General features: G+C 70.6%; 10 protein-coding genes and 1 pseudogene. 7 read left to right on the top strand and 4 right to left on the bottom strand.

Annotated features, from left to right (window positions below; all coding sequences use genetic code 11):
- Positions 1–238 precede the first annotated feature (238 nt).
- Positions 239–1,021 carry an IclR family transcriptional regulator gene (locus VFO68_RS02985; RefSeq protein WP_325156571.1) on the top strand — a complete coding sequence of 261 codons (783 nt, stop codon included), beginning with the start codon at positions 239–241 and terminating at the stop codon, positions 1,019–1,021.
- A 28-nt stretch (positions 1,022–1,049) separates the two neighbouring features.
- Positions 1,050–2,075: a terpene synthase family protein gene (locus tag VFO68_RS02980; protein ID WP_325156570.1), complete on the top strand. Its 1,026-nt coding sequence runs from the start codon at positions 1,050–1,052 to the stop codon at positions 2,073–2,075.
- Here VFO68_RS02980 and VFO68_RS02975 read toward each other — a convergent pair.
- Complete coding sequence (locus VFO68_RS02975) at positions 2,037–3,407, bottom strand: cytochrome P450 (RefSeq protein WP_325156569.1); 1,371 nt, start codon at positions 3,405–3,407, stop codon at positions 2,037–2,039. The genes VFO68_RS02980 and VFO68_RS02975 overlap by 39 nt on opposite strands.
- Before the next feature lie 257 nt (positions 3,408–3,664).
- On the opposite strand from VFO68_RS02975, the gene VFO68_RS02970 reads away from it, so the two are divergent.
- The 5 genes from VFO68_RS02970 to VFO68_RS02950 are packed head-to-tail and all read left to right on the top strand — an operon-like array spanning position 3,665 to position 10,627.
- On the top strand, positions 3,665–6,442 hold the full coding sequence (locus VFO68_RS02970; protein WP_325156568.1) for a cation-transporting P-type ATPase: 2,778 nt from the start codon (positions 3,665–3,667) through the stop codon (positions 6,440–6,442).
- A 30-nt stretch (positions 6,443–6,472) separates the two neighbouring features.
- Positions 6,473–7,402: a carbamate kinase gene (arcC, locus tag VFO68_RS02965; protein WP_325156567.1), complete on the top strand. Its 930-nt coding sequence runs from the start codon at positions 6,473–6,475 to the stop codon at positions 7,400–7,402.
- A gap of 39 nt (positions 7,403–7,441) precedes the next feature.
- On the top strand, positions 7,442–7,612 hold the full coding sequence (locus tag VFO68_RS02960; protein WP_325156566.1) for a hypothetical protein: 171 nt from the start codon (positions 7,442–7,444) through the stop codon (positions 7,610–7,612).
- Positions 7,605–9,131, top strand: coding sequence for a Na+/H+ antiporter NhaC family protein (locus VFO68_RS02955; RefSeq protein WP_325156565.1), 1,527 nt, complete (start codon positions 7,605–7,607; stop codon positions 9,129–9,131). The genes VFO68_RS02960 and VFO68_RS02955 overlap by 8 nt, the downstream gene beginning before the upstream one ends.
- Positions 9,128–10,627 (top strand): YfcC family protein, encoded by a 1,500-nt coding sequence (locus tag VFO68_RS02950; protein ID WP_325156564.1) that lies wholly within the window; start codon positions 9,128–9,130, stop codon positions 10,625–10,627. The genes VFO68_RS02955 and VFO68_RS02950 overlap by 4 nt, the downstream gene beginning before the upstream one ends.
- Before the next feature lie 96 nt (positions 10,628–10,723).
- Here the strand turns inward: VFO68_RS02950 and VFO68_RS02945 are convergent, their stop codons facing one another.
- The 3 genes and pseudogenes from VFO68_RS02945 to VFO68_RS02935 form a co-directional block, all read right to left on the bottom strand.
- Positions 10,724–11,653 (bottom strand): VOC family protein, encoded by a 930-nt coding sequence (locus VFO68_RS02945; RefSeq protein WP_325156598.1) that lies wholly within the window; start codon positions 11,651–11,653, stop codon positions 10,724–10,726.
- Between the two features lies 1 nt (position 11,654).
- Entirely contained in the window at positions 11,655–12,740 is a 1,086-nt protein-coding gene (locus tag VFO68_RS02940) for a PrpF domain-containing protein (protein ID WP_325156563.1), read from the bottom strand.
- Positions 12,737–13,076 (bottom strand): annotated as a pseudogene (locus VFO68_RS02935) (4-carboxy-4-hydroxy-2-oxoadipate aldolase/oxaloacetate decarboxylase); the annotation flags it as partial. The pseudogene VFO68_RS02935 and the gene VFO68_RS02940, both read right to left, overlap by 4 nt.

Here is a 13,076-nt window from a genome sequence, read left to right as displayed (position 1 = left end):
CCGAAAAGCTCGGAAATCTTTCCGAAAGTTTCGGCGGCAGTCCGACAACGCCATCTTCGTACAAATCCGACGATTCGAGCGATCCGGTGCCGAAAGACCCTTGGGCGGACACCGCGCCCGACGCAGAATGACCGTGCAGGCGCACGAGCGACGCGTGCGTCCTGGTGACCGGGTCAGTGGGAGCGTGAACAGGTCACCGCGCCCCCGCTGGCCGACGGAGCGTAACGGGTGGCGGACGATGGATTTCGGAATCGATCCCCAGCGGATCCCCTCGGTTCAGGACCGACATATCGGCCGGGTGGTGTCGATCGTGGAGGCGGTCACCGACGCCGAGGCGGGGCTGGGGATATCGGAACTCGCCCGGCGGGTCGACCTGGCCAAGACGACCGCCGCGCGGATGCTGACCGACCTGGTCGAACTCGGGATGTTGGACCGGGTGCACGAGGTGTACCTGCCGGGCCCGCGCCTGCTGGCCATGTCGCACCGGGTCGAGCCGCCCGGTGCGGCCGCGCGGCGCACGCTGGTCGCACCGCACCTGGCCCGGCTGCGCGACGAGACCGGGCTCGCCACCGCGTTCTCCACCCTGCGGTACGGCCGGGTGCGGGTCGAGTCGGTGTGCCACGTCTCGGCCTCGGCCGAGGCGCTCGCCGAGGTGCCACGCTGGCCACTGGCCCAGCACACCGGCAGCGGGAAGGTGCTGCTCGCCTTCACCCCGGAGGCCGAGGCGCTGCCGGTCGACCACCGGGACCGGGTTCCCTATCCGGACTACGTGGTCACCGACCCGGTCCGGCTCGCGGCGGAACTGGACCAGATCCGGCGCACCGGGCTGAACCACAGCGACAGCGAGTACGTGCCCGGGCTCAGCGCGGTCGCGGTTCCGGTGCTCGACCACCGGCATGGGCTCGCCGGGGTGCTCGCGGTGTGCGGCGGACACGACGAGGTTGTCCGCAAAGGGGTCCGCTCCTCGGTGCGGCGGGCCGCGGCGAACGCCGGCGCCGCACTGGGCGCCACTCTGCGTTAATGACGTTTTGGGGTTAATGTCCGGGATTATGGAGCCGCTGGCGGCCCTGATCCCGCCCGCATCTCCCTTCCCCTCCCGGATAAGCCCGTACGCCGCACAGGCCGAGCGGGAGGTGCGCGCGTATCTGCGCCGGTGCGGCCTGCTGCCGGGCGCGGGCGCGGCCGACTACTACTTCGGCAGCCGGCTCGGCTATCTCACCGCCCAGATCTACCCGGACGCCCTGCCTGACCGGCTGCCGATCGTCGCGCGCTGGTTCTGCGTCTGGACGATGTTCGACGACCAGTTGGAGAAGCTGCCCGACGAGCGCCCGGCGGCCGCGGTGCGCCTGGTGGCCGACGCGATGCTCACCTGGCTGGGTCTGCGGCTCGCGCCGCCGGATCCGCACGTGGTCCCGTTCCAGGCGGGTTTCGGGGGCGCCTGGGCGGACCTGCGGCGGCTCAGCTCACCGGTCTGGCAGCGGCGTTTCCTGACCCACACCGAGCAGTACCTGGACGGCTGCCTGTGGGAGGCGACGAACCGGTACACCGGCACGGTGCCCACGCTCAAGTCCTACATCGAACAGCGGCGCCGGTTCGGCGGAATCCGGGCGGCCATGGACCTCTCCGAGTTCGCCACCGGCTACGAACTGCCCGAGCGGGTGCACGACGACCCGCTGACCCAGGATCTGCTCGATGTGCTCGGCGACATCACGCTGTGGGGCAACGACCTGTTCTCCGTCGGCGTGGACGCCGAGGAGGGCAACGTCAGCAACCTCGTGTTCGTGCTGCAACGCCACCTGCGCTGCGGTGTCGACAATGCGGCCACGGCGGTGTCCCGGATGCTGGTGGGGCGGTTGCGCCTGCTGCGGCGGCTGGAGAGCCGGCTGCCCCGCTGCTGCGCCGCGCTGCGCCTCACTCCCACCCAGTGCCGGGACGTGGGCCGGTTCGTGGCCGGCATGCACACCTGGATCAGCGGCAACATCGCCTGGTCGCGGGACAACACCCGGTATCGCAGCTCGGCGCCCCGGGTCGGCGGGTCACAGCCGAACTTCCTGCTCGCCCTGGTGCCGGGCTGACCGGGCCGAACGCGGCAGCGGGACCAGGGTCAGCCGGCTGGGGCGGATCGTGGACACCGCGACCTCCCGGACCCGGCCCGGCCCCGGCGCGAACCGCCACCGCCCGGCCAGGGTCGCCACCACCACCGCCAGCTCCGTCCAGGCGAACGAGTGGCCGAGACACTTGCGGGTGCCCTCCAGGAACGGCATGAACGTGCCCCGCGGCCGGGCGTTCGCCGACTCCGGCAGCCAGCGGTCCACGTCGAACTCCTCCGGCCGCGGGTACAGCTCCGGGTCGTGGTGCAGCGCGTAGAGGCTGAACGCGAACTCGGTTCCGGTCGGGACCGGCACCCCGCCCAGGGTCACCGGGCGCAGCGCCCGCCGGGTGGACAGCCACGTGGCGCGGCGGCGCAGCACCTCACACAGCACCCGGTGGGTGTAGTGCAGCTCGTCGACCGCCTCGGCGGTCACGGGCGCGTCGCCGACCACGCGGTCGACCTCGCCGGCGACCCGGTCGGCCACCTCCGGCCGGTTGGCCAGCTCGTGCAGCGCCCAGGCCAGCGCCCCGCCGGTGGTCTCGGTGCCGGCGATCATGATGCTGATCAGCTCATCGCGCAGCTGCTCCGGACTCATGCCGTGCTCCGCGCCGGGGCCGGTCACGGTGTGCAGCCGGTGGATCGGGTCCGCCCGGCGGACCGGGGCTGCGGCGCACTGGTCCAGCAGCCGCTCGGTGATCGCGCGCACCTCGGCGACGGAGCGGTCGTAGCGGCGTTGGCCGGGCAACCGGCGGACCAGCCCGGGGGCGAACGCCCGCAGCAGCGCGCCCTGGATCAGCAGCCGCAGCTCCCGCAGCAGCGGGTCCTCGGCGCCCGGCGGCAGGCAGCCGGAGAACATCACGCCGGTGACGGTGCCGAAGGCCACCCGCAGCATCGCCTGGTCCACCCGCACCGGGCGGCCGGCGCGCCACTCCGCCGTGACCCGCAGCGCCGTCTCCCGCATGACCGGCACGTAGTCCCGGATCCGGGCGGCGGTGAACTCGGGCTGGATCAACCGGCGCTGGCGGCGGTGCAGCTCGCCGGCGGAGGTGATCAGCCCTTCGCCCAGGAACGCCTTGCCCTCGTCGAAGATGCTGCCCTTGTCGAACTCGCCGCCATGTTCGACCAGCAGCTCCCGAACCAGTGTCGGGCTGGTCACCACGTAGACCGGCCGGCCGCCGAAGTAGACCCGAACGAGGTCGCCGTGGGCGCGCAGCGAGCGCACGAAGGGCAGCCGCCGCAGGACGAGCGGGCCGAGATGGCCGAGCGCGGGAAGGCGGCCGGGAGCGGTGGGGACCGACTCGAGGGTCGCCGTCATGACCATTCCAGGAGGATCGGAGCCGGTGTCCGAATTTTAGGCCGCGGGGCCAGGTGACGCAGGGGCAGGCGGATCGCCCGTACCGGATGATCCGAGGTCGCCCACGGGTCAGGTACCCCGTTCGGGGGGTGCCCGCACCCAGGTTGGGGGAGTGGTCGGGCCCGGCCCGAGCGGGGCGAACTCACCCTGCACGGTTGATGCCCGGATGACCGGCGGCTGCAGATGATGCCTGCGACCCGGCGATCCGAGGCGGTGGCATGGCTAAGCAGATGTCTCTGGACCAGCAGACCCGCCAGGGGAGCAGCTGGCATTCGACCGATGTGTCCGACGTGGCGCAGCAGCTTGGGGTCGAACCGGAACGCGGCCTGAGCGCCGAGGAGGTGGGCAGCCGGCTCACCAAGTACGGCCCGAACCGGCTGGCAAGCGGGAAGAAGGAGTCGGCCTTCGCGGCGTTCATCCGCCAGTACCAGGACTTCATGCAGATCGTGCTGCTCGCGGCCGCGGTGATCAACCTCATCGTGACCGTCGATGTCGGCACCTCTCTGGTGCTGGCCGGGCTGACCGTGTTCAACGCCGTGGTCGGCCTGCGCCAGGAGGCCAAGGCGGAGGAGAGCGTCCGGGCGCTGGCTCAGATGCTCAAGACCATCGCCCGCGTGCGCCGCGACGGTGTGGCGATCGAGATCGACGCCGAACAGCTCGTGCCCGGCGACGTGGTGCTGATGGAGGCGGGCAACCTCGTCCCGGCCGACGGCCGGATCTTCGTGGCCGCGACGCTGGAGATCGAGGAAGCCGCGCTGACCGGGGAGAGCCTGCCGGTCGGCAAGTCGGTGGAGGCGGTCCCCGGGGACGAGGTGCCGCTCGGCGACCGGCTCTGCATGGCGTACATGAACACCTCGGTGACCCGCGGGCGCGGCGAGATGATCGTGACCGGGACCGGGATGAACACCGAGATCGGTCACATCGCCCACCTGCTGGCCGGCACCACCGCGGACAAGACGCCGCTGCAGAAGCAGCTGGACAGCCTGTCGAAGATCATCGCGACGATCGCGGGGATCGCGCTGGTGCTCGTCGTGCTGCTCGGGCTGATCCGCGGCGAGGCGTTCGACACGCTGTTCATCACCGGAGTGGCGCTGGCGGTCGCCGCCATCCCGACCGGACTGCCCGCGGTCGTGACCGCCCTGCTGTCCATCGGCACCCGGGAGATCGCCCGGCGCAACGCGATCGTGAAACGGCTGCCCGCGGTGGAGACCCTCGGCTCGACCTCGGTGATCTGCTCGGACAAGACCGGCACGCTCACGCTGAACAAGATGACCGCGCGCGAGTTGGTGATCCCCGGCCAGAACCGGTTCACCGTCACCGGCGAGGGCTACGAGACCATCGGCGAGATCAAGCACGTCGGCGGTGGGCAGCTGGATCTCGACCCGTACCTGCTGCCGATGGCCCTGTGCGCCGACGCGGTGCTGGACGGTCCGAACCTGATCGGCGACCCCACTGAGGGCGCGCTGATCGTGCTGGCGGCCAAGAACGGTCTGGACATCGACGAGACCCGGCACGCCTACCCCCGGGTGGCCGAGGTCCCGTTCGACTCCGACTACAAGTTCATGGCCACCTTCCACAAGATGATCGGTGCGCGGGGTGAGCCGGTGGTGCGCTGCTACGTCAAGGGCGCGCCGGACGTGCTGATCGCCCGCGGCAGCTCCTACCGGGAGCCGGACGGCACGATCCTGCCGATCACCGACGACAACCGGAACCTGGCCGTCGAAGCCAACGACCGCATCGCCGCCGCAGGGGAGCGGGTGATGGTGGTCGCACAACGCGACTTCGACCCGTCCACGTTCGACCCCGGCGCCAACCTGATCGACCAGGTTCGCGACCTCACCCTGCTGGCCATGGTCGGCATCGTCGACCCGCCCCGTCCGGAGGCCAAGGTCGCGATCGCCGAGTGTCGCTCGGCCGGCATCCGGGTTCGCATGATCACCGGAGACCACGCGACGACCGCCGGTGCGATCGCCCTGGAGCTGGGCATCGAGGGCCGGGCGATCACCGGGGCGCAGTTCGCCGCCATGAGCGACGAGGAACTGCTCGACCAGCTACCGCAGATCGGCGTGATCGCCAGGGTGGCACCGGAGGACAAGCTTCGGCTGGTCAAGCTGCTCAAGCGCAGCGGTGAGATCGTGGCCATGACCGGCGACGGGGTCAACGACGCTCCGGCCCTCAAGGGCGCCGACATCGGCGTGGCGATGGGAATCACCGGCACCGAGGTCTCCAAGCAGGCCGCCGTCATGATCCTCACCGACGACAACTTCGCCACCATCGTCAAGGCGGTCGCCTACGGCCGCGGCCTCTACGACAACCTGTTGAAGTACCTGCGGTTCCAGATGTCCACCCTGGTCGCCTACATCGCGATCTTCCTGGCCTCCGGCGTGCTGGGCATCGCGGGCGGGATTCCACTCAACCCGCTGCAGATCCTGTGGCTCAACATGGTCATCGACATCCCGATCGCGATCGCGCTCGGCTTCGACGAGGCCACGGCCGGACTCATGGCCCGAAAGCCCAGACCGGTCGGCGCGCCGGTGTTGTCGACGGCGAACTGGATCCGGCTGTGCATCCAGGGAGCCGTGATGACGGTGGGCGCCCTGGTCGCCTACCAGATCGGCGACGCGCACGGTGGTCCGGTCGTCGGAGCGACCGCCCTGCTGACCACGCTGTCGCTGTTCCACCTCGTCGTCGGGCTGATGTCGCGGGACCAGTACAACTCCATCTTCAACCGGGCGGCCATCCCTGCGGCCACCCAACTGCGCCGCTACGGCTTCGCCCTGCTGGCGATCATCTTGGCCACGACGTTCGCGCCGCTCGAGAAGATGCTCGACACCACCGAGCTGAACGTGAGCATGTGGTCGATCAGCATCGGGCTCGCGCTGTCGCTCGTGGTGATCGAGGAGCTGATCAAGCTGGCGATCCGGCATCGGGACCGCACCCATTCGGACACGTCCGTCACGGTGCCGAAATCCGGGCTGCGCGCGTCACCCGCGTAGAAACCAGTTCAAGCGAGGGAGAAACGACCGATGAGAGTCGTGGTCGCATTGGGGGGCAACGCGTTGCTCCGGCGGGGCGAGCCGATGACGGCTGACGCCCAGCGGCAGAACATCCGGTCGGCGGCGCCGATGCTGGCCTCGATCGCGCAACAGCACCAGCTGGTGCTGACGCACGGCAACGGCCCACAGGTCGGGCTGCTCGCCCTGCAGGCCTCCGCGTACTCCGAGGTCGAGGCGTTCCCGCTGGACATCCTGGACGCGCAGACCGAAGGCATGATCGGCTACGTGATCGAGCAGGAACTGGGCAACCTGCTGCCGATCGAGGTGCCGCTGGCGACGATCCTCACCATGATCGAGGTCGACCCGGCCGACCCGGCGTTCGGCAACCCGACCAAGTTCGTCGGCCCGATCTACGACAAGGCCAAGGCCGACACCCTGGCCGCCGAGAAGGGCTGGGTGTTCAAGGCCGACGGCCAGCACTGGCGGCGGGTGGTGCCGTCGCCGGAACCCCGGCGCATCTTCGAGATCCGGCCGATCCGGTGGCTGCTGGAGAAGGACGCCGTGGTGATCTGCGCCGGCGGCGGCGGCGTTCCGACCCGGTACAAGTCGGATGACGACCGGACCCTGGAGGGCGTGGAGGCGGTGATCGACAAGGACTTCGCGGGCGAGCTGCTGGCCCGGGAGGTCGACGCCGACCTCTATGTGATGGCGACCGACGTGGACGCCGTGTACCAGGACTGGGGCACCCCGGACCAGCGGCGGATCGACAAGGCGACCCCGGAGTCGTTGCGCGGCACGGCATTCCCGGCCGGATCCATGGGACCCAAGGTGGAGGCGGCGCTGCGGTTCACCGAGCACACCGGAAAGCGCGCGGCGATCGGCAGCCTGGCTCAGATCGAGGAGATCGTCGAGGGCACCGCCGGCACCCAGATCGTCCCGGCGCACGTGGCCAGCGCCTGACCCGACCGTCGCGGTCCTGACTCGAGTGGAGGGTGTGCCATGGCGGAGGGAACCAACACCGGGCTGCGCTGGGCGGTGATCGTGATCGCGGTCGTCGCGATCGTACTGCTGATCGCCTTCGCCAAGGGCCGGGCGCAGCGGGGCGAGCAGCAGCCGCACGCCATCGGCGGGTTAGCCGTGGCGGCGCAGCACAGCCAGTTCCATGTCTGACGAGGCGCCGCCAGCCGGACCGGTTCCGGACTCCGACGACGGCACCTCCAGCACGACCTCGGCCCCGCAGCCGAGGTCGCCTTCGCTGCTCGACGCGATCCTGCCGGTCATCGTGCTGGTCGCGATGCTCGCCTCGACGATCGCGCTGTTCGGGGTGGACGCCACGGACGGTCCGCTGCAGGTGGCGCTGTTCGTCAGCGCGGCGTTCGCGGCGCTGCTCGCGCTCAAGAACGGCTACACCGTGGCCGCGGTGGCCGACGCCGCGGTCGGAGGGGTCACCTCGGCCGTGGGGGCGATCTTCATCCTGCTCGCGGTCGGTGCGCTGATCGGCACCTGGAACATGGCCGGAACCATCCCGACGGTGGTGGACTACGGGCTGGCGCTGGTCAGCCCGACCTGGTTCTACCTGGCCACGGCGGTGGTCTGCGCCGTGGTCGGCATGGTCACCGGCAGCTCGTGGACCACGGCCGGGACGCTCGGCGTCGCGTTCGTCGGGATGGCGCAGGTGATGGGCGTGTCCACCGCGGCGGCGGCCGGAGCGGTGATCTGCGGCGCGTACTTCGGCGACAAGATGACCCCGCTGTCGGAGACCACGATCCTGGTGCCGAAACTGGTCGGGCGGGGGCTCACGGTCGGGACGCACGTGCGCAACATGTTCTGGACCGCGGGGCCCGCGCTGGGCATCAGCCTGGTGATCTTCCTGCTGCTCGGGATCTTCGCCGAGCCGTCCGGGGAGGTCAGCACCGCCGCGGCCGAGCAGGCCCTCGGGCAGGCGTTCAACCTCTCGGTCGTCAACCTGCTGCCTCTGGTGCTGCTCGTCGTGCTCGCGGCGCTGCGCTGCCCGCCGTTCCTCGCGATCCTCGGCTCGGCGCTGTTCGCCGGTGTGCTGGCGCCGTTCACCCAACCCGAGGCGGTGCGCGCCTTCGCCGACGACGCCGGGCTGGGCACGGGCGCGAGCGCGGTCAAAGCGATCTTCGCCGCGATGGGCAACGGGTTCGTCAGCCACTCCGGGGTTCCGGTCGTGGACGAACTGTTCTCCCGGGGCGGGATGACCAGCATGCTCACCACGGTCTGGCTGATCCTGGGCGCGTTGTCCTTCGCCGCCATCATGGAGCACGCCGGGTTCCTGCGGCGGCTGCTGGAACCCGTGGTGGCGCGGGCGACGTCCCGGGGCAAGCTGATCCTCGCGGTCAACGGCAGCGGCATCGGGCTCAACGTCATCGCCGGCGACCAGTACGTGGCCGACGTGTTGCCCAGCCGCATGTTCCGCGACGAGTTCGCCCGGCGCGGGCTGGCTCCGCAGGTGCTCTCCCGCGCGGTCGAGGACTCGGGCACCGTGACCTCGGTGCTGGTGCCGTGGAACACCTGCGGCGCCTACATTTCCGGGGTTCTCGGCGTCTCCACGGCGGCCTACCTGCCGTTCTGCTTCTTCAACCTGCTCAGCCCGATGCTGGACGTGCTGTACGGCTTCATCGGGTTCAAGGTGCCCAACAGCGCTCCCGAGGAGAAGGTGCCATGACCGAGACCGTCGAGACGCCCCCGGAGGAGCAGCAGCGCCGGCGCCGGTTCACGCTGCCCTCCGCGTACACGATCCTGTTCGCGCTGATCGTGCTCATGGCGATCGCGACCTGGCTCATCCCGGCCGGCGACTACGACACCGACGACGCGGGCAGCCCGGTTCCCGGGACGTACCACGAGGTCGACCCGAGCCCGCAGCGGATCGTGGTCGACTCGCTCACCGCGCCGATCAACGGGCTGTACGGCATCGAGGACGACACCGGGAACATCAGCTTCTACAACTCCGGGGTGCTCTTCGGCGCCATCGACGTCGCGCTGTTCATCATCGTGATCGGCGGCTTCCTCGGGGTGATCATGCGGACCGGGGCGATCCAGGCCGGCATCGGGCGGATGGTCGCCCGGCTGCGCGGCCGGGAGAAATGGATGATCCCGTTGCTGATGGGGGTGTTCGCGCTCGGCGGCACCACCTACGGGATGGCCGAGGAGAGCCTCGCGTTCTACGCGCTGGTGATCACGGTGATGGTCGCGGCCGGCTACGACACGCTGACCGCGGCCGCGATTCTGTTACTGGGCTGCGGAATCGGGGTGATCGGGTCGACGATCAACCCGTTCGCCACCGGTATCGCGTCGGGCTTCGCCGGCATCCCGATCAGCCAGGGTTTCCTGCTGCGGCTGGCGATTCTGGTGGTGAGCCTGGGCGTGGGCATCTGGTTCGTGATGCGCTATGCCGGGAAGGTCAAGGCGGACCCGTCCCGGTCCATGGTCTACGACCTGAAGGCCGACAACGACACCCGGTTCCAGCTGTCCGAGGCGGACGCCCCGGAGACGATGACCGGGCGGCACAAAGTGATCCTGGTCCTGTTCGCCCTGGCCTTCGGCGTGATGATGTACGGGGTGATTCCCTGGCAGGACATGGGAATCGGGCTACCGGTGCTCGGCTGGTGGTTCCCCGAGATGACCGCGTCGTTCCTGCTGTTCGCCATCCTCATCGGACTGATCGGCAAGATGCGCGAGTCCGAGCTGACCGAGTCGTTCGTCGCCGGCGCCCGCGACCTCCTCGGCGTCGCGCTGATCATCGGCATCGCCCGGGGCATCACCGTGGTCATGAACAACGGTCAGATCACCGACACCGTGCTGCACTGGGCCGAGCTCGCGCTGGGCGACGTCGGCACCACCGCATTCTCGATCGTGATGTACACCCTGTTCCTGCCCCTGTCGTTCCTGATCCCGTCCTCCTCGGGACTGGCCACCGTCGCCATGCCCATCATGGTGCCGCTGGCCGGCTTCGTCGGCGTCCCACAGGAACTGGTCGTGACGGCCTACCAGAGCGCCAACGGCCTGATGAACCTGTTCATCCCCACCTCGGCGGTCGTCATGGGCGGCCTGGCCATCGCCCGCGTCCCCTACGGCCGCTACCTCCGCTGGGTCTGGCCGCTCCTGATCGCCCTGGCCGCCATCAGCGTCCTCATGCTCACCCTGGGCGCCGCCCTCGCCTGACCTCGGTAGGTGGCGATGTCTTCGGTTGTCGCACCGCCGGCGAGCCTGGCACGTGAACGAGGGACTCGCCGGTCTGGAAATGGGGACTCGCGGGGGTTAGTCCAGGGGTGGGGTGCCGTGGGTGTGGAAGGTGTCGATGGTTTTGAGGCCCCAGGCCTGGCCTTTGGCGCGTTCGGCTTCGGTCCAGGTGATGAGCGGCCAGTCGGGGGCGAGGATGAGACGGGTCAGGGGGTTGCACAGCTCGATCCGGTTGCCGCCGGGTTCGTAGACGTACAGGAAGAACGTTTGCTGGATGGCGTGTTTGTGCGGACCCGTCTCGATGTGCACGTCGTTGTCCAGGCACAGGTCGGCGGCGCGGAGGATGTCTTCGCGGGTGTCGGTGGCGAAGGCGATGTGGTGCAGGCGGCCGTTGGCGCCGGACCGGTCCTCGGTGTAGACGATGTCGTAGGACTTGTGGGTGAAGGTGAGCCAGCGGGCGGAGACCTTGCCGGAGTCCAGCTGGATCTGTTCGGTGGGGCGGGCACCGAGCGTGTCCTCGAAGAACTCGACGTTGGGCAGGACGTCGGCGGCCAGGTAGTTGACGTGGTCGAGGCGGCGGACTCCGATGCCCTGGCGGGGCTTGGCCTGTGGCTGGTTCTTGAGGCCGGGGCGGAGGTGGGCGGGGGCCGAGTACCACTCGGTCTGGTGGTACAGCGCGATCTCGTGGCCATCGGGGTCGGCCGTGAGGTAGGTGGGGCCGGTGCCGGCGACACCGTCGATCCACCGGCCGGGGCGGCCGGCGGCCTCCAGGGCGGCGACGCGGCGGTGCAGGGCCTCGTCGCTGGCGGCGCGCAGGGTGGTGCGGCGCAGGCCGGAGGTGTGATGGCGGGTGACGATGACGCTGGTGCGCTCGTAGTTGTCGAACGTGCGCAGGAAGACCGAGCTTGCGGTGCGGGCGGTCTCGGTCAGGCCGAGGATCTCGGTGAAGAACCAGACCGTGGCGTCCAACTCGGGAGTGAGCAGCTCGACCTGACCGAGATGGGCGATGTCACCGAATGGCGCGGGAATGGGAGGCCTCCTTCAGTCGGGTCGGTCCCGGGTAGACGGTTCCGTCGAAGATCATGCGGGCGGTGCGCACGACCGTGGTTCGGACGACACCGCCGCCGGCGGCCGGGGCGATGCCCACGTCGAGGAAGCCGGTGGGGTGCTCGACGCGGACCGGTTCGCCGCCCGGAGCGGGCACCGCCACGTCGTGTGCCACGCTGCCGGGCAGCGCCGCGGCGGCGGCCACGCTGGCGGCGCCGAGCACGCCGATCGCCTGGTGCACCCGCAACGGGATGAAGCTCCGGGTGCCGAGCACACCGCCGCTGCCGGGCGGGGCGACGAGCACGATCTTGGGCACGGTGCTGGCCTCGAGGTCGGTGGCCAGACCCATGAGCGGAGCCGCCGCGGCCCGGATCCGGGCGACCCGCGCGGTGAGCCGGGAGTCGGCCTCCAGTTCGGCGGGGCTCTCCCGCCCGGTGCGGCCGAGGTCGGCGGCGCGGACCAGCACCGACGGCATGCCGTTGTCGATACAGGTGGCGTCCAGGCCGTCGAGCCGGTCGAGCACCCGGCCGGTCGGCAGCAGCGGAGCGCCGCTGGGCTCCAGGACGATCTCCACCGGGGCGGCCGTGCCGGGCACCCCGGACAGTTCGGTGTCGCCGTCGTAGCCGACCACGCCGCCCGGGGTGCGCACCCGCAGGGTGGCGAGCCCACCGGTGTTGACCATGCGGACCCGGACCTCGGTGCTGCCGTCCAGCGCCGGCACCAGCCCGCGTTCGATGGCGAACGGGCCGACCGCGGCCAGGATGTTGCCGCAGGTCTGCGCAGGCGAGACCACCGGCTCGTCCACCGCGACCTGGAGGAACAGGTAGTCCACGTCCGCGTCCGGCCCGGCCGCCTGCGCCACCACACCGACCTTGCTGGTCAGCGGATGCGCCCCGCCCAGCCCGTCGATCTGTCGCGGGTCCGGGCTGCCCATGATCCGCAACAGCAGTTCGTCGCGGTCCGCGCCGGCCGGCGGCAGGTCCGCGGCGAGCAGCAGGGCGCCCTTGGAGGTCCCGCCGCGCATCAGCGCGCACCGCACGCCGGTCACGACCCCACCTCGCTGTGGTCGCGGTAGACCACGCCGAGCCGGTCGAGCACCGCGCGCAGGCCGTAGCGGTCCAGGCCCAGCTCGCCGCGCTCGAACGCGGCGCGCGCGGCCGCCTCCTTCTCGACGCGGGCCGCCGAGGCCGCGACGGTGTCGCCGGCCGACCGGCGCGGCACGCACACCACGCCGTCGTCGTCGGCGACGATCACGTCCCCGGCCTCGATGCGCTGCCCGGCGATGACCACCGGCAGGTTCACCTGCCCGGCGGTGGCCTTGACCGTCCCCTGCGCGCTGACGTACCGGGACCAGACGCCGAACCCCATGGCGCGCAACGCGGTC

Source organism: Actinophytocola sp., from assembly GCF_035712165.1.
Taxonomy (GTDB): domain Bacteria; phylum Actinomycetota; class Actinomycetes; order Mycobacteriales; family Pseudonocardiaceae; genus DASYTH01.
The sequence above is the reverse complement of the archived record's forward strand: the minus strand, read 5'-3'. Positions and strand labels throughout refer to the sequence as shown.

Excerpts from the sequence above, each read along its gene's own strand:
- VFO68_RS02985 (WP_325156571.1), top strand. The coding sequence starts at position 239 with ATGGATTTCGGAATCGATCCCCAGCGGATCCCCTCGGTTCAGGACCGA.
- VFO68_RS02980 (WP_325156570.1), top strand. The coding sequence starts at position 1,050 with ATGGAGCCGCTGGCGGCCCTGATCCCGCCCGCATCTCCCTTCCCCTCC.
- VFO68_RS02975 (WP_325156569.1), bottom strand. The coding sequence starts at position 3,407 with ATGACGGCGACCCTCGAGTCGGTCCCCACCGCTCCCGGCCGCCTTCCC.
- VFO68_RS02970 (WP_325156568.1), top strand. The coding sequence starts at position 3,665 with ATGGCTAAGCAGATGTCTCTGGACCAGCAGACCCGCCAGGGGAGCAGC.
- arcC (WP_325156567.1), top strand. The coding sequence starts at position 6,473 with ATGAGAGTCGTGGTCGCATTGGGGGGCAACGCGTTGCTCCGGCGGGGC.
- VFO68_RS02960 (WP_325156566.1), top strand. The coding sequence starts at position 7,442 with ATGGCGGAGGGAACCAACACCGGGCTGCGCTGGGCGGTGATCGTGATC.
- VFO68_RS02955 (WP_325156565.1), top strand. The coding sequence starts at position 7,605 with ATGTCTGACGAGGCGCCGCCAGCCGGACCGGTTCCGGACTCCGACGAC.
- VFO68_RS02950 (WP_325156564.1), top strand. The coding sequence starts at position 9,128 with ATGACCGAGACCGTCGAGACGCCCCCGGAGGAGCAGCAGCGCCGGCGC.